This window comes from Methylorubrum sp. SL192 (assembly GCF_026672325.1).
GTDB lineage: Bacteria > Pseudomonadota > Alphaproteobacteria > Rhizobiales > Beijerinckiaceae > Methylobacterium > Methylobacterium extorquens.
The window spans coordinates 4826343-4840510 of the sequence record NZ_JAPPQV010000003.1 but is presented as its reverse complement, the minus strand read 5'-3'; the positions used below and the strand labels follow the sequence as shown (position 1 = coordinate 4840510).

General features: G+C 68.8%; 14 protein-coding genes. 3 read left to right on the top strand and 11 right to left on the bottom strand.

The window, feature by feature from the left end:
• Window positions 1-3: 3 nt before the first annotated feature.
• The 4 genes from hemW to OVA30_RS23515 all read right to left on the bottom strand — a co-directional run bounded on the left by hemW (window position 4) and on the right by OVA30_RS23515 (window position 3203).
• Window positions 4-1182 carry a radical SAM family heme chaperone HemW gene (gene hemW / locus OVA30_RS23530; protein WP_268177167.1) on the bottom strand — a complete coding sequence of 393 codons (1179 nt, stop codon included), beginning with the start codon at window positions 1180-1182 and terminating at the stop codon, window positions 4-6.
• A gap of 247 nt (window positions 1183-1429) precedes the next feature.
• Entirely contained in the window at window positions 1430-2065 is a 636-nt protein-coding gene (gene rdgB / locus OVA30_RS23525) for an RdgB/HAM1 family non-canonical purine NTP pyrophosphatase (RefSeq protein WP_268177166.1), read from the bottom strand.
• Window positions 2062-2775, bottom strand: a complete 714-nt coding sequence (rph, locus tag OVA30_RS23520; protein WP_003604865.1) for a ribonuclease PH — start codon at window positions 2773-2775, stop codon at window positions 2062-2064. The genes rdgB and rph overlap by 4 nt, the downstream gene beginning before the upstream one ends.
• A 164-nt stretch (window positions 2776-2939) precedes the next feature.
• Window positions 2940-3203, bottom strand: coding sequence for a hypothetical protein (locus OVA30_RS23515; RefSeq protein ID WP_012779244.1), 264 nt, complete (start codon window positions 3201-3203; stop codon window positions 2940-2942).
• Window positions 3204-3468: 265 nt separating this feature from the next.
• Here OVA30_RS23515 and hrcA point away from each other — a divergent pair, with 265 nt between their 5' ends.
• Together hrcA and OVA30_RS23505 are read left to right on the top strand one after the other, a co-directional pair.
• Window positions 3469-4572 (top strand): heat-inducible transcriptional repressor HrcA, encoded by a 1104-nt coding sequence (hrcA, locus tag OVA30_RS23510; RefSeq protein WP_003604863.1) that lies wholly within the window; start codon window positions 3469-3471, stop codon window positions 4570-4572.
• Window positions 4573-4700: 128 nt separating this feature from the next.
• Window positions 4701-5660: a DMT family transporter gene (locus OVA30_RS23505; protein WP_268177165.1), complete on the top strand. Its 960-nt coding sequence runs from the start codon at window positions 4701-4703 to the stop codon at window positions 5658-5660.
• A 141-nt stretch (window positions 5661-5801) separates the two neighbouring features.
• On the opposite strand, the gene OVA30_RS23500 is transcribed toward OVA30_RS23505, so the two are convergent.
• Genes OVA30_RS23500 through OVA30_RS23485 form a run of 4 tightly spaced genes read right to left on the bottom strand, consistent with a single transcriptional unit; the run spans window position 5802 to window position 11130 of the window.
• The gene (locus OVA30_RS23500; RefSeq protein WP_056503535.1) at window positions 5802-8897 is read right to left on the bottom strand and encodes an efflux RND transporter permease subunit; all 3096 of its coding nucleotides are present in this window, start codon (window positions 8895-8897) and stop codon (window positions 5802-5804) included.
• A gap of 48 nt (window positions 8898-8945) precedes the next feature.
• A complete protein-coding gene (locus tag OVA30_RS23495; protein WP_268177163.1) occupies window positions 8946-10187 on the bottom strand; it encodes an efflux RND transporter periplasmic adaptor subunit in 1242 nt (413 codons plus the stop codon).
• Complete coding sequence (locus OVA30_RS23490; RefSeq protein WP_012779240.1) at window positions 10184-10819, bottom strand: TetR/AcrR family transcriptional regulator; 636 nt, start codon at window positions 10817-10819, stop codon at window positions 10184-10186. The genes OVA30_RS23495 and OVA30_RS23490 overlap by 4 nt, the downstream gene beginning before the upstream one ends.
• Entirely contained in the window at window positions 10816-11130 is a 315-nt protein-coding gene (locus OVA30_RS23485) for a hypothetical protein (protein WP_268177161.1), read from the bottom strand. Before OVA30_RS23485 ends, OVA30_RS23490 begins: the two co-directional genes overlap by 4 nt.
• A 319-nt stretch (window positions 11131-11449) precedes the next feature.
• Between OVA30_RS23485 and OVA30_RS23480 the strand changes: the two genes are divergently transcribed.
• Window positions 11450-12043, top strand: a complete 594-nt coding sequence (locus tag OVA30_RS23480) for a YgjV family protein (RefSeq protein WP_268177159.1) — start codon at window positions 11450-11452, stop codon at window positions 12041-12043.
• 37 nt (window positions 12044-12080) lie between these two features.
• Here the strand turns inward: OVA30_RS23480 and OVA30_RS23475 are convergent, their stop codons facing one another.
• The 3 genes from OVA30_RS23475 to OVA30_RS23465 form a co-directional block, all read right to left on the bottom strand.
• A complete protein-coding gene (locus tag OVA30_RS23475) occupies window positions 12081-12698 on the bottom strand; it encodes a hypothetical protein (RefSeq protein ID WP_268177158.1) in 618 nt (205 codons plus the stop codon).
• A 44-nt stretch (window positions 12699-12742) separates the two neighbouring features.
• Window positions 12743-12982 (bottom strand): hypothetical protein, encoded by a 240-nt coding sequence (locus OVA30_RS23470; RefSeq protein WP_003605055.1) that lies wholly within the window; start codon window positions 12980-12982, stop codon window positions 12743-12745.
• Window positions 12983-13076: 94 nt separating this feature from the next.
• A complete protein-coding gene (locus OVA30_RS23465) occupies window positions 13077-14114 on the bottom strand; it encodes a formate dehydrogenase subunit gamma (RefSeq protein ID WP_268177156.1) in 1038 nt (345 codons plus the stop codon).
• Window positions 14115-14168: the final 54 nt, after the last annotated feature.

Genomic DNA, 14168 nt, shown 5'->3' with positions numbered 1-14168 from the left:
GGATCAGCCCGCCAACTCCGCCACCACAGCGTTGAGCACCGGAGCGCCGCGGGCGGTCGCGGCGATGCGGCCATCGGGGCGCCGCGCGACGAGGCCGTCTCTCACCAGCGCGTCGAGGCGGCCGGCATGGAGCGGGCGCCCTTTCAGGGTCGCGTAACGGGCGGGGTCGATGCCTTCAGTCAGCCGCAGCCCCATCATCAGGAACTCGTCGCCCTGATCCTCGGCGGACAGCGTCTCCGTCTCGACGATGCCGTGGCCGTCGCGCTCGACGCGGGCGAGCCAGTCTTCGGGCGCCTTCTCGGTGAGCGTGCCGGTTCGGCCCTGCGGCAGGACGAGGCGACCATGGGCGCCGGGGCCGATGCCGGCATATTCGCCGTAGCGCCAATAGAGCAGGTTATGGCGCGACTGCGCGCCGGGTCGGGCGTGGTTCGAGATCTCGTAGGCCGGCAGGCCCGCAAGCCCGCAGATCTCCTGCGTCACGTCGTAGAGCGCGCGTGAGGCGTCGTCGTCGGGCGGCACGAGGCGGCCGGCCTGGGCGAGGCCGAAGAAGGGCGTGCCGGGCTCGATGGTGAGCTGATAGAGCGAGAGATGCTCGGCGGCATAATCGATCGCCCGCCGCAGCTCGGCGGCCCAGGCCTCCGGTGTCTGCTCCGGTCGGGCGTAGATCAGGTCGAAGGAGAAGCGCTCGAAATGCGCCGATGCGGTGCGCACGGCGTCGAGCGCTTCCGCCACGCTGTGCAGACGCCCGAGCCGCTTGAGGTCGCCGTCATCGAGCGCCTGCACGCCGAGCGAAACACGGTTGACCCCGGCGGTGCGATAGCCGCGAAAGCGGGTCGCCTCGACGCTGGTGGGGTTGGCCTCCAGCGTCACCTCCGCATCCGGCGCCACGCTCCAGGCTGCGGCGACGGCATCGAGCAGGCCCGCCACAGTGTCCGGCGCCATCAGCGAGGGCGTACCGCCGCCAAGGAAGATGCTGGTGACCGTCCGCCCCGGTGCGAGTGCTGCGGCGTGGGCGATCTCTCGCCGAAAGGCGGCGAGAAAGCGCGGCTGGTCCACGCCCGCATGGCGGACATGGCTGTTGAAGTCGCAATAGGGGCACTTCGCGGCGCAGAACGGCCAGTGCAGGTAGATGCCGAATCCCGCGTCACGGGTCGGATGGTCGGGCGGTGTCGCGGGGGGCATCGGCCTGTCTTGTGTCATCGAGCCGCTTGAACCGCGCACTCGTCCAACCCGCCGCCCTCATCCTGAGGTGCGGAGCGGAAGCGAAGCCTCGAAGGATCCTCCAGGGTCGCGCGGGAACTGAAGATCCTTCGAGGCCCGCTGACGCGGGCACCTCAGGATGAGGACTGCGGATGGGATGTCAGCATTCGATCGGAGCGCCTTCCATCCTTCACGCGTGATGTAAGCACGCCCAACGCCGCGCGAAAGCTCAACCCGGCCGACGCAGGCACGCCTTCGCAAGCTCAACGAAGGCCCGCGCCCGGTGCGAGAGCGCGTTGCCGCTCTGCCAATCGACGCCGTGCTTCTCCTCCGAGGAGATCTCGCCGAAGGTGCGGTCCATGCCCTCGGGGCGGAACATCGGATCGTAGCCGAAGCCGAGGCTGCCACGCGGCTGCACCAAGTCACCGAAGACGCGGCCTTCGAACAGCTCGGTATGGCCATCGGGCCATGCCAGAACCAGGGCAGAGACGAAGTGGGCGCGCCGGTCCGTGGCGCCACGTTTGTCGAGTTCGGCAGCGATCCGGGCCATCGCCCCCGAAAAATCCTTGTCCGGTCCGGCCCAGCGGGCGGAAAATAGGCCCGGCGCGCCATCGAGCGCATCGACGCAGAGGCCGGAATCGTCCGCAAAAGCCGGCAGGCCGGAGGCCTTCGCGGCGGCGTGCGCCTTGATCGCCGCGTTCTCCGAGAACATCGTGCCGGTCTCGTCGGGCTCGGCCAGGCCGAGCTCGCCGGCCGAGACCGCCTCGACGCCGAACGGGGCCAGCAGCTCGCGCATCTCCACGAGCTTGCCGGCATTGTGGGTCGCGATGACGACCTTGCCCGAGAGGATGCGATGCGCGCTCACGCGATGGCCTTCCGCTGCAGCTCGACGAGCCCTGCCACGCCGCCCTTGGCGAGTCGCAGCAGTTCGAGGAATTGTTCGTCCGTGAACGGCTCCATCTCGGCGGTGCCTTGCACCTCGACGATGCCGCCCTTGCCGGTGACGACGAAGTTCGCGTCCGTCTCGGCCGCCGAATCCTCGGCGTAGTCGAGGTCGAGCACCGGCTGGCCCTTGTAGATGCCGCAGGAGACGGCCGCGACATGGTCCTTCAGGGGATCGACGGAGATGATCGAGCGGGCGCGCATCCAGGCGAAGCAATCATGCAGGGCCACCCAGGCCCCGGTGATCGAGGCGGTGCGGGTGCCCCCATCGGCCTGGATCACGTCGCAATCGACGGTGATCTGGCGCTCGCCCAAGGCCGGCAGGTTGGTGACGGCGCGCAGGGAGCGGCCGATCAGCCGCTGAATCTCCTGCGTGCGGCCCGACGGCTTGCCGGAATTGACCTCGCGGCGGGTGCGCTCGTGGGTGGCGCGGGGCAGCATCGCGTATTCGGCGGTGACCCAGCCCTTGCCGGAGCCGCGCAGCCACGGCGGGCCGCGCTCTTCCAGCGAGGCGGTGCAGAGCACGCGGGTGTTGCCGAAGGTGACGAGGCAGGAGCCTTCCGCGTAGCGGGCGACAGCCCGCTCCAGCGTAACGTCGCGCATCGCGTCCGCCGCGCGCTTCGAGGGCCGCATGCTTGGTAAGCTCCCGTGTCGAAAATCGAAGCCCGGGCTCTTAGGCGCTGCCAGCCCCCGCGGCAACCGCCGCAACGTGTGCGGCTTTCCGCGAAAGACCCGCCTCCGGCACGAAAAAGGCCGCCGTCTCGCGACAGCGGCCCTTCAGATAAGCTGCTAGCCGATCACCAGCGGCGGTGGTTCCAGTGACGGCGGTGATGGTGATGGCGCGGGCCGCCGAAGCGGTGATGGCGGTGCCAATGGCCACGGTGACGCATGTGGCCGCGGTAGTGACGGCGATGGCCGCGGTACTGCGCCTGCTCGATCATGTCACCGGCCGGCGCGGTCGCCTCGGTTTGGATCGGGAGCGGGGCAGCCTGCGCAGCGCGGGGCGCCGAAGCGAGGCTCAAGCCGGTGACCGCGATCGCCAGGGCGGCGACCTTGACCATGGTCTTTCGTGCGCCAGTCAGCACTATCGGAAGCTCCATCTTTACTCGAGTTACGGGGCGGCGGATCGCGGCTCGAAACGCTGCCCTGCTTATCAAACGACTCGGGGCCGCAGAATGATCCCTATGATTCCTCGGCTGAAGCCCGCAGGGTGCCGTTCGCCGGGTCGGCACGGCTCGGACATCGTCTGTAACCTCACCGCACGACAGGATTGATCGGCGGCGCCCAAGCGCTCACAATCGTTTGTCAGGATCCTGCATTCGTCAGGTGCTCATCTCCTTGATCGAGGCCGTTCAGCCCATCGTGAATCCGCAACCCCAAGCGCTCGCTGCCCTCAACGAGCGCTCCCGAGAGATCTTCCGGCAGATCGTTGAGAGCTACGTCACCACCGGCGAGCCGGTGGGGTCGCGCAATCTCGCGCGCATCCTGCCGATGAGCCTGTCCCCGGCCTCGATCCGCAACGTGATGGCGGATCTGGAGCATTCCGGGCTGATCTTCGCGCCCCACACCTCGTCCGGGCGCCTGCCGACGGAGCTGGGCCTGCGCTTCTTCGTCGATGCGATGATGGAGATCGGTGATGTCGATCTCGCCGAGAAGGCGCGCATCGAGGCGCAGATGCAGGCGGCAGCCTCGCGCCACACCTTCGATTCGGCCCTGGCCGAAGCGTCCTCGCTGCTCTCGGGCATTTCCCGCGGGGCGGGCGTGGTGCTGACCACCAAGGTCGATGCCGGACTCAAGCATGTCGAGTTCGTGCGGCTCGATCCCGAGCGCGCGCTTGTGGTCCTGGTCTCGATCGACGGTACGGTGGAGAACCGGCTTGTCGATTTGCCGCCGGGCCTGCCGGCAGGGGCGCTGCAGGAGGCCTCGAACTTCCTCAACGCCCGCTTGCGCGGCCGAACCCTCGATACCCTGCGCGCCGATATCGAGAACGGCCGCAAGGAGATGAAGCGGGAACTCGACGCCCTGACCGAGCGGCTGGTCGATGCCGGGCTCGCCACCACGGTCGGCCCATCCGAGGCGCGCCAGCTCATCGTGCGGGGACAGGCCAACCTTCTGGACGACTTGCGCGCGGCCGAAGACTTGGAGCGCATCCGCCTGCTGTTCAACGACCTCGAGACGCAGAAGGACGTGATCGAACTTCTGGCGCGGGCCGAGCAGGGCGACGGCGTGCGCATCTTCATCGGCTCGGAGAACAAGCTTTTCTCGCTCTCCGGTTCCTCGATGATCGCCGCCCCCTTCCGCGACAGCGCGCAGAAGATCGTCGGCGTCGTCGGCGTGATCGGCCCGACGCGGCTCAACTATTCCCGCATCGTGCCGATGGTGGACTACACCGCCCGCGTGGTCTCGGGGTTGCTCGACCGGTCACGGTAGGGCGTCGCTTCGGCCGGTCCGGAGTATTGCCCCAGTCTTGGCGCAGGGGGGATTCGAAAGCAGGAAGCGGGATGCGCGGCCTCCGGATGGGGCCGTAGGCACGGGCTCGGACTTGCCGGAGCCTGCTCATGCCAACCGTCGTCAACCGCACCATGTCGCCGTTCGAATGGGCGATGCTGCTCGGACTGTCCGTGCTCTGGGGCGGATCGTTCTTCTTCGCGGGTGTAGCCCTATCTGCGCTGCCGCCCCTGACGCTCGTCGTCCTGCGTGTCGGATTGGCTGCGCTGATCCTCAATGCCGCCCTGCCTCTGGCCGGTCTCCGCCTCCCCCGTGGCCGGAACGTCTGGGTTGCCTTTTTCGGGATGGGGCTCCTCAACAACGTCGTGCCCTTCTGTCTCATCGTCTGGGGGCAGACGCAGATCGCCTCGGGGCTCGCGGCCATCCTCAACGCTACGACACCGCTCTTCACCGTCGTCGTCGCCCACCTGCTGACGGCCGACGAGCGGATGACCGGGAACAGGCTGGCGGGGGCGCTGACCGGCCTCCTGGGTGTGGCCGTCATGATCGGCACGGCGGCGTTCGCCGACAACGGGAACCCTCTCCTGGCGCAGATCGCGGTGCTCGGCGCTGCCCTGTCCTACGCCCTGGCCGGCGTCTTCGGACGGCGCTTCCAGCGCATGGGCGTCCCGCCGCTCGCCACGGCGACCGGCCAGGTGACGGCGTCCACGCTCCTGCTTCTGCCCGTTGCGCTGCTCACGGACCGGCCGTGGACGCTGCCGATGCCGGGCGCACCGGTCTGGGGTGCGGTGCTCGGGATCGCGGCGCTCTCCACCGCGCTCGCCTACCTGCTCTACTTTCGCCTGCTGGCGACGGCTGGGGCGACCAATCTCCTGCTCGTCACCTTCCTGATCCCGGTGACGGCCATCCTCCTCGGCACGGGGGTGCTGGGCGAGTCCCTGGAGGTTCGTCACATCGTCGGCATGGCCCTCATTGGGGTCGGTCTCGCGGCCATCGACGGACGGCTTCTCAGGCGCGTGAGGAGGCGGCGCATTGAAGAGCCCGGATTCTATCAGGGCCGGGATATCTGAGCGGGCGGAGACGAACCCGAGGCGCTCCAGCGCCGGTGGCGGGGCATCCGACGGGGTGCGCGAAACGAGATCGCAGCGTGGCCGTCTGCCCGCCCTGCCTCTCTCGCACCGGCCATCGAACGGGCCGATGCGGGGAGGGGGTCAGCCGTGATGGGCGGCCGGGGCGGGTGCATCCTCGGCCTCGTCGCGCGGGCCCACGAAGCGGCCGAGCCCGCGGCCGATCAACCCGCCGAGGCTGTCCATCAGCAGGAACACCGCGGGGACGAAGACCAGCGAAAGCAGGGTCGAGACGATGAGTCCGGCGATCACCGCGACCGCCATCGGCGCGCGGAACTCACCGCCGATGCCGAGCGCCATCGCTGAGGGGACCATGCCGGCGGCCATGGCGATGGTGGTCATCACGATCGGCCGCGCGCGCTTGCGGCCGGCATCGACGATGGCGGTGACTCGATCGACGCCGCGGGCCATCTCCTCGACGGCGAAATCTACGAGCATGATCGCGTTCTTCGTCACCAGCCCCATCAGCATCAGCAGGCCGATGACCACCGGCATGGAGATCGGCATGTGGCAGATCAGCAGCCCGAGGATGGCGCCGCCGATGGAGAGCGGCAGCGAGAACAGAATGGTGAGCGGCTGGAGGAACGAGCCGAACAGCAGCACCAGCACCGCGTAGACCATCATGATGCCGGCACCCATCGCCATGAGGAAGCCGGAGAAAACCTCCTGCATGATCTCAGCGTCACCGGTCTGGCGGATGGTCACGCCCGGCGGCAGGCTTTTCGCCGTCGGGGTCGCCAGCGCCTGCTCGATCAGCGAACCGAGCGCGTCCGAGCCCTCCATGTTGGCCTCCACCGCCACGCGCACCGCGCGGTCGTAGCGCTCGATCGCGCCGGGGCCCTGGTCGAGTTCGATGTCGGCCACGGCGGCGAGCGGCACCGCCGTGCCGTTCTTGGCCGGCACCTTCAGGTTCTCGAGCCGCGCGATCGCGCCGCGGGCGCTCTCGGGCAGCTGCACCCGGATCGGCACTTGGCGGTCCGCCGCGTTGAACTTGGCGAGGTTGATGCCGATGTCGCCGATGGTGCCGACGCGCACCGTTTCCGCGATCACGTCGGTCGCGACGCCGAGATCGGCCGCCGCGCCGGGCTTCGGGCGGATGCGCACCTCGGTGCGGTTGAGCGGCGCCGTGGACATCACCGAGACGAGGTGCGGGATCGCCGCCATGTCGCGCTGGAGCCGCGCGGCGACCTCCGTCACCACATCGACGTCGGGGCCGCTGACGACGAGGGCGAGGTCGCGCTGGCCGCTGTCACGCAGGGTCCAGGAGCGGATGTCGGGCTCCTGCGCCAGAAGCCCGGCGATCTCGGACTCGATGGTCCATTGGCGCTTCACGCGCTCGCTCTTCGGGCTCAGGTTCACGATCAGCGTGGCGAGCCGCGTCTCCTTCTTGCCGCCGGCCTGACGACCGCCATCGACGAAGACCGAGGTGACCTCCGGCAGGGCGCGGATGCGCTCGACCACGCGGTCGGCCACCGCGATGGTGTCGGGGAGCCGTGCGCCCGGCGCCAGCTCGATCATGAACAGGGTGCGGGCGTTGTCCTGCTTCGGGATGAAGCCTGAGGGCAGGAGCTTGGTCGAGACGATGGAGCCGGCAAACAGCGCCAGCCCCACCATCAGGGTGATCCACTTGTGGCGCACCGACCAGCCGACGAGGCGGGTATAGGCGCGCATCACCGGGCCTTCGCGCTCCTCGGCATGGCCGTGATCGCGCAGGAAGTAGGCCGCGAGCAGCGGCGTGATCAGGCGCGCCACCAGCAGCGACATGAACACCGAGACGGCGATGGTGAGGCCGAACTGGATGAAGTAGCGCCCGGCGATGCCGCCCATGAAGGAGACGGGGGCGAAGACCGCGATCAGCGTCGCCGTAATGGCGATGACGGCGAGCCCGATCTCGTCGGCGCCCTCGATCGAGGCGCGGTAGGGCGATTTGCCCATCCGCATGTGGCGCACGACGTTCTCGATCTCGACGATGGCGTCGTCGACGAGGATGCCGGTAACCAGCGTGATCGCGAGCAGGCTGATGCCGTTGAGGGTGAAGCCCAGCGCGTCCATCGCCCAGAAGGTCGGCAAGACCGAGAGCGGCAGGGCGACGGCGGCGATCAGCGTGGCGCGCCAATCCCGCAGGAACAGGAACACCACGATGACGGCGAGCGCCGCACCTTCCATCAGGGTGTGCATCGCCGAGGCGTAGCTGCCCCGCGTCGCCGCAACCGAGGAATCGATCTCCTGGAACTGGATATCGGGGTAGCCCTGGGCGAACTCCGCGATCTTCTTCTCGACGCCCGCCGCAACCTCGGCATCGCTCGCGCCCGAGCCACGGGAGACCGAGAAGGCAACGACGGATTCGCCGTTGAAGCGGGCGAAGGTGCGCGGCTCCTCGATCGAATCCTCGACCGTGGCGAGGTCGTCGAGGCGGACCTTGCGCCCGCCCGGCAGGACGATGGAGGTCGCCTTCAGGTCGCGGATCGTGCGCGAGGCCGCCAATGTCCGGATCGACTGCTCGCGTCCGCCGACCTCGCCGCGCCCGCCGGCCAGGTCGGCGGAGGTGACGCGGACCTGCTTGTTGACGTCCGCCGCGGTGATGCCGAGCGCGAGCAGCCGGTCGGGTAGGGGAGTGATGCGGATCTCACGGGCGACGCCGCCGACGCGCTCGACGCCGCCGACGCCCTTCACGCCCTGCAGCGTGCGGGCAACCTTATCCTCGACGAACCATGACAGGTCGGCCGGCGTCATCGCGGGTGATGTCACGCCGTAGATGAGGATCGGCAGGCCGGTGATCTCGACGCGCTGGATCACCGGCTCATCGATAGTGCGCGGCAGGTTGATGCGGATTTTCGAGACCGCATCCTTCACGTCGTTGACGGCCCGGTCGGTGTTCACCTCCAGCCGAAACTCGACCGTGGTGACGGAAGCCCCTTCCGTGATCGCCGATGTGATGTGCTTGACGCCGCGCACGCCCGCGATCGAATCCTCGACCCATTTCGTGACCTGGGTCTGCAACTCGGACGGGGCGGCGCCGCCCTGCGTAATTGTCACCGAGACGATCGGCACGTCCACGTTCGGCATGCGGGTGACCGCGAGCCCCCGGAAGCTGACGAGGCCAAGCACCACCAGCACGAGGAACAGGACGAGGGGCGCGATCGGATTGCGGATCGCCCAGGCGGAGATGTTCAGGCGCATCGGGGCAAACCGTCAGAAGGAATGTCGAGGGGCCGAGGCGGAAACGCCTCAGCGCGAGCCGGCGTCGGCGGTAGCCTGCGGCGAGGGGGCGGCCGAGACCGCGGCCGGTGTCTGGCCCTGCCGCGCGAGCGAAACCGGGCGGACGCGGTCGCCGTCGCGCAGGAAGCTGCCGGCGCGGGCCACGACCCGCTCGCCTTCCGCGAGGCCGGAGCGGATCTCGATGTCGTCGTCGTCGGACAGGCCGGTGCGGACTTCGCGGGACTCGACCTTGTCCTCCGCGACGACGAGCACGGAGCTTCGTTTTCCGCCGCCGTAGAGGACGGAGGCCTGGGGCACCGTGACGCCGCGCGTGCGGGCGAGTTCGACGGCGCCGCGGGCGAAGGTGCCGATGCGCAGGCGCGGATCGGGATCGAGGCGGACGCGGACCTTGCCGAGCCGGCTCGCCTTGTCGACCTCTGGGTAGACCGCGCGGACGCTGCCCGTGACGCGCTCGCCCTCGCCGATCTCGATGAAGGCGGGAGCGCCCTCGCGCAGCAGCGGCAGCTTGGTCTCGATGACCTCCGCCTCCAGCTCGATCTCGCCGCGGGCGATCAGCCGGAACAGCGGTTCTGCGGAGGACGACGTCGCCATGCCGACCCGCGCCGTGCGGCGGCTGACGATGCCGGCTTCCGGCGCGCGGATCTCGGTGCGGGCGAGGCGCAGTTCGAGTTCGTCGCGCACGGCCTTGGCCTGCGCCAACTCGGCCTTCGCCATCGCCAGACCGTTGCGGGCGAAGGCGAGCTTGCCCTCTGCCTGCCGCAGAGCGGCGGTGCGGTTTTCCATCACGGCCGCGGTGGTGATGCCGGTCTGAATCAGTTGCTTGGCGCGATCATGGGCCAGCCGCGCTTCGAGTTCGGCGGCCTCCGCCTGCCCGATGTTGCTCTGCGCCTGGAGAACGGCGGCGCTCACCTTGTCGATCAGCGCGTTCTGCTGGGTGAGCTGACGGTCGATCAGGTCGCGGTTGAGGCGGGCCAGCACCTGCCCCTTCTCGACGCGCATGCCCTCCTCGGTCAGAAGCTCGACGAGACGGTAGCCGTCGATCTCGGGCGTCACGAGGATCTCGTCGCGCGGCACCAGGGTACCGGTCACGACCACGCTCTCGACGATCTCGCGCCGCTCGGCCTCGACCACGCTGACGGTGGCCGCCGGGGCGGTCTTCGCCGGGGGCGGGGCGGTCTCGGCCCATGCGGGACCGAAGCCCAGGACAGTGAGCACCAGGGCCGGAACGGCCAGGGTCCGGGCGCGGATCATCGGCCGGCTTCCTTGTCGGCGGGGGGGAGGGCCAGCGCGCCCGAAAGACCCGCCTCGATCAGCGACTGGAGCTGAGCGACGGCGGGACGGGCGTCGTAGCCGGGACTGAGCGCCCGGCTGACGATCATGCCCTTCATCAGTGGCGCGATTGCGTCGAACAGGGCCGCAGGATCGCAGTCAGGCGAGGTCTTGAGCGCGTCGAACATCTCGGTCAGCCAGACCCGGCCTTCCTCGTCGCCGCGCTCAACAAGGTCGGCGATGGCGGGGTTGCGGGTGGCTTCCACCCACAGATCGAGACGCAGCACCGCGGCCTCGCGGCTGATTTCGAGAAAGAAGCGGGCGAGCACGCCCATCAGCACGGCACGCTTGTCGCCGGCTCGCTCCATCGCCTCGACGAGGACGGCACCGCGTTCGCGATCGCGCTCGGCCAGACCGAGGACGACGGCCTCCTTGGAATCGAAGTAGCGGTAGATGTTGCCCGGGCTCATCGAAGCCTCGCGGGCGAGATCCTGCATCGTGGTGCGGTGGAAACCGTTGCGGACGAAGCAGGATTCGGCTGCGTCGAGGATATGCTCGCGCCGGGCCGCCTGTCCGCTCCGGGCGTCGATGACGGCGCCGGCCGCTGCACTCATGATGTGGTTCCTACGGTGTCCGTCGCGGCGGTGCGGCCCGGCTCGCTGAGGAGCCGCACGGCGGCGCAGGAGCGCGGCTGAATGTCGAGCTCGGCGCAGAGGCGGGCCTGCCAACCATCCGGCCCGGCGCCGGTCCAGCCGAGCAGCGCGAACCAGCCGAACGCCACGACGGCGCAGACGAGCAGGTTCGCCGGCGTGCAGACCGCCTTGAACAACCGCACCGGGCTGAAGCCCTCCTGCGCGGTGGTGAGATCTGCACCGAGCCCGACGGCGTGAGGGAAGGACGCCCGATCACCGACAATCATGCCCATGGCCCAACTCCGACGCTGCCTCGATCTTGATAGTGAACGTTCATTCTCATGTCAATGAACGTTCATTCTCACTGTTGGGCCGACCGTGCATCGCTCCGCAAGTGAGGCGCCGGCGCCACGCCGAGGGACCGTCATCGTCGCGTTAACGAACCGGTTACCACGCAGGAATAGCGCAGCAGGCAAGACCGCTGCGGCTCTTGGCGCGGTCGGCACTGCTTTCGCGGCAGACCGCAAGGACCGCGAAAGAAGAGCCAAGAACGATCTTCAGTAAAACGCCCGCCACAAGCCAATCACGAACGCGTCGTTCGAGACCCTCATCATGTCCCCCGCAGATCTCGCTCCCCTCGCGTGGAATGCCGCGCGTGAACACCTCGACCTGTTTGGAGGCCTGGGGCTCTGCCTGGGCTTTGCCGGTGGAATGATGCCGCGGCGAAGTTTGATCCTCTTCACCTCGGCGGCCTGCTCGGCCTGCTTTGCGCTGCATTTCCTGCGGCTCGGCGCGCAGACCGGCACGGCGATGTGCCTCGTCTCGGTGATGCAGAGCGTGGTGGCGGCCCGCTGGATCGGTCCTGAGTCGCGCGCAGCCTGGGTCGCCCCGTTGTTCCTGGCAAGCAGCCTCGTCGCGCTGGGTCTCACCCTCGCGACCTGGAACGGATGGCCGTCGGCCTGCGCCGGGCTCGGATCGCTGCTGGCGACGACGGCACGGCTTCAGGGGAATTCCCAGGCGATGCGCCGCTTCTTCCTCGGCGCGTCGTCGTGCTGGGCGATCCACAACATGCTGGTCGGCTCGGTCTTCGGCCTGACCTGCGATCTGCTTACGCTCACCGCGCTTGTGATCGCACTGGCGCGCGGCGGCGCGGAGAAACCGGTACCTGTCGCCAACCCGGTGGCACCGCTGCAGGGCGCGGCCTAACCGGACGGAGGAGCCTGACGGCTCCTCCGCTGCCTTTTTACTGCTGGAAGAACTTCAGATCGAGCGCCGCAAGCGCGAGCAGGGGCGGCGGCATGACAACGCCGGCCACCCGCATGAAGCGAGCGGCCTCGCGGCAGGCGGCGAGGTCGTTGGCGCCGGCCGCCGCCTCGATCTTCTCGATGGTCGCCGGATCGGGCTTCGGCGCCGGAGCGGGCGGGGCCGGGGGCGGCGGGTTCTTGGCCAGGGCATTCGCCTTGGCGTTCGGGTTGTCCGCCGGGTTGCCGGTCGCGGCCTCGGGCTTGGAATTATTGGTCGCGGCGCCCGGCGCGGGTCCGTTGCCGGTCTCGCTGACAGCGCCGCTGAGGCCTGACGTCTTCTGGGGCTCGCCGCCATCCGCCGGCTTGCCGCCCTCGGTCTTGCCGGAGGGATTCGAGACGGCGGTGGCCTGCTGCGGCGGCGTCGCCGCGGCCTTGTTGGCCGGCTCCGGCTGCTTCACGAACGCCACCAGTTCCTGGCAGAGATTGGCCGGCTTGCCGGAAGTCTGCAGCGTGGCCGGCGCGCTCGAGCTCGCATCCTGAGCCAGGGCGTTGCCGGCGAGAAGCGCACAGGCCGCAAGGCCGCCGGCGAGGTGCCGGATGATCGGCGAAGGCTTCATCGGGCTCACTCCCTCGTCTTCGTTTCTAGGTTTCTTGAATTCGTTCAGGAGCGCTTCGGGTGCGACGCTTCACCCTCGGCCTTGCCGTGGGGTTCGCCGTTGTACTCGTCCGGCTTCGGATCGCCGTTCCAGCGGGGACCGACGAGATTGGTGCCAGGCTCCGACACCCGCGCCCCGGAGGTCGCGAACGCCTGATAGGCGAACTTCTGGTTGCTCGTGAGCGCGAACATCGCCAGCACCCCGAGGGCGATGGCGGCGATCACGGCGGCGAGGAAGGCTTTCATGGTCGTGTCTTCCCTGGAGGCCGGGGCCTCGGTCAGCGCAGGTGGTCTTGCCCTTGGCTGGAGACCGGCCTGCGCCGCCGGTCTCCCGCTCTCATCATTCCGCGGGGGCGGGATGGCCCTTGAGCTGCGGGCCGCTGGCGGTGCGCGCCTGCTCCTGCTCGACCCAGAGGTCGTGGTGAGCCCGCGCCCAGGCGAGATCGACCTTGCCGCTGCCCATGGCGTCGTAGGCGCCCTCCATGCCCAGCGTGCCGATGTAGATGTGGGCGAGGATGCCGGCGATGAAGATGATGCCGATCACCGAGTGGATCACCTGCATCACCTGCATCCCGTTGATGTCGGTGAGCGCGAACGGAAACAGCATCATCAGGCCGGTGGCGCCCATGGCCGCGCCGAATCCGGCGACCATCCAGAACACGCCCTTCTGGCCGGCATTGAAGCGGGCGGCATGGGGGTGACCCTTACCGATGAAGCCGCCGCCGGCCTTGATCCAGGCCCAATCAACCTTGTTCGGGATGTTGTCCCGGATCCAGAGGACGAACATGAATGCCACGCCGAGCATGAACGGCCATGCGAGGTAGACGTGGCTGTACTTCGCCCATTGCGCGATCGCGCCGAACGCCTCCGGGCCGATCAGCGGCATCAGCAGCCGCTTGCCGAAGATGTAGTTCAGGCCCGACAGCGACAGGATGATGAAGCACACCGCCGTCATCCAGTGCGTGAAGCGCTCGAAGGCGTTGAAGCGCAGGATCTTCTTTCCCGATTCCTGGCTGTGCTCCATTATGATCCGGCCGCGGAACAGGAAGAACGCGCCGAGCGCAGCGAGCATGCCGAGGATGGTCAGCGCGCCGATCCACGGCAGCCAACGCTCACGGAAGTTCTGATACTCGCGGCCCTGCGGCTGGATCAGGTTGGCTGACTTGCCGTCGGGGATCGAGACGCGGCCGCGGATCTTGGATTCCTGCTTGAACAGGAATTCCTCGTTGACCGAATCCGCGGTGGGCCGGGCGCCCATCGGGTTCTGGCCGTCGGCCTGGATCGGGTTCTGCGCCTGCGCCGGGCTGAGGGCGCCGGGCACCGCGAAAAGCATCACCGCCAGGAGGAGGGTGCTGAGGAAGGTCGTTGCCCGCCGCATCGGCGTTCCTTTCGAAGTCTCGTCACAGCTCGCGGGCGCGGGCCGCAAAGCCCG

Bases quoted from the DNA above. Each gene is read 5' to 3' on its own strand.
- OVA30_RS23500 (WP_056503535.1), bottom strand. From the start codon at position 8,897: ATGCGCCTGAACATCTCCGCCTGGGCGATCCGCAATCCGATCGCGCCC.
- OVA30_RS23475 (WP_268177158.1), bottom strand. From the start codon at position 12,698: ATGAAGCCTTCGCCGATCATCCGGCACCTCGCCGGCGGCCTTGCGGCC.
- hemW (WP_268177167.1), bottom strand. From the start codon at position 1,182: ATGCCCCCCGCGACACCGCCCGACCATCCGACCCGTGACGCGGGATTC.
- OVA30_RS23505 (WP_268177165.1), top strand. From the start codon at position 4,701: ATGCCAACCGTCGTCAACCGCACCATGTCGCCGTTCGAATGGGCGATG.
- OVA30_RS23485 (WP_268177161.1), bottom strand. From the start codon at position 11,130: ATGGGCATGATTGTCGGTGATCGGGCGTCCTTCCCTCACGCCGTCGGG.
- OVA30_RS23470 (WP_003605055.1), bottom strand. From the start codon at position 12,982: ATGAAAGCCTTCCTCGCCGCCGTGATCGCCGCCATCGCCCTCGGGGTG.
- OVA30_RS23490 (WP_012779240.1), bottom strand. From the start codon at position 10,819: ATGAGTGCAGCGGCCGGCGCCGTCATCGACGCCCGGAGCGGACAGGCG.
- OVA30_RS23495 (WP_268177163.1), bottom strand. From the start codon at position 10,187: ATGATCCGCGCCCGGACCCTGGCCGTTCCGGCCCTGGTGCTCACTGTC.
- OVA30_RS23465 (WP_268177156.1), bottom strand. From the start codon at position 14,114: ATGCGGCGGGCAACGACCTTCCTCAGCACCCTCCTCCTGGCGGTGATG.
- rph (WP_003604865.1), bottom strand. From the start codon at position 2,775: ATGCGGCCCTCGAAGCGCGCGGCGGACGCGATGCGCGACGTTACGCTG.
- OVA30_RS23480 (WP_268177159.1), top strand. From the start codon at position 11,450: ATGTCCCCCGCAGATCTCGCTCCCCTCGCGTGGAATGCCGCGCGTGAA.
- OVA30_RS23515 (WP_012779244.1), bottom strand. From the start codon at position 3,203: ATGGTCAAGGTCGCCGCCCTGGCGATCGCGGTCACCGGCTTGAGCCTC.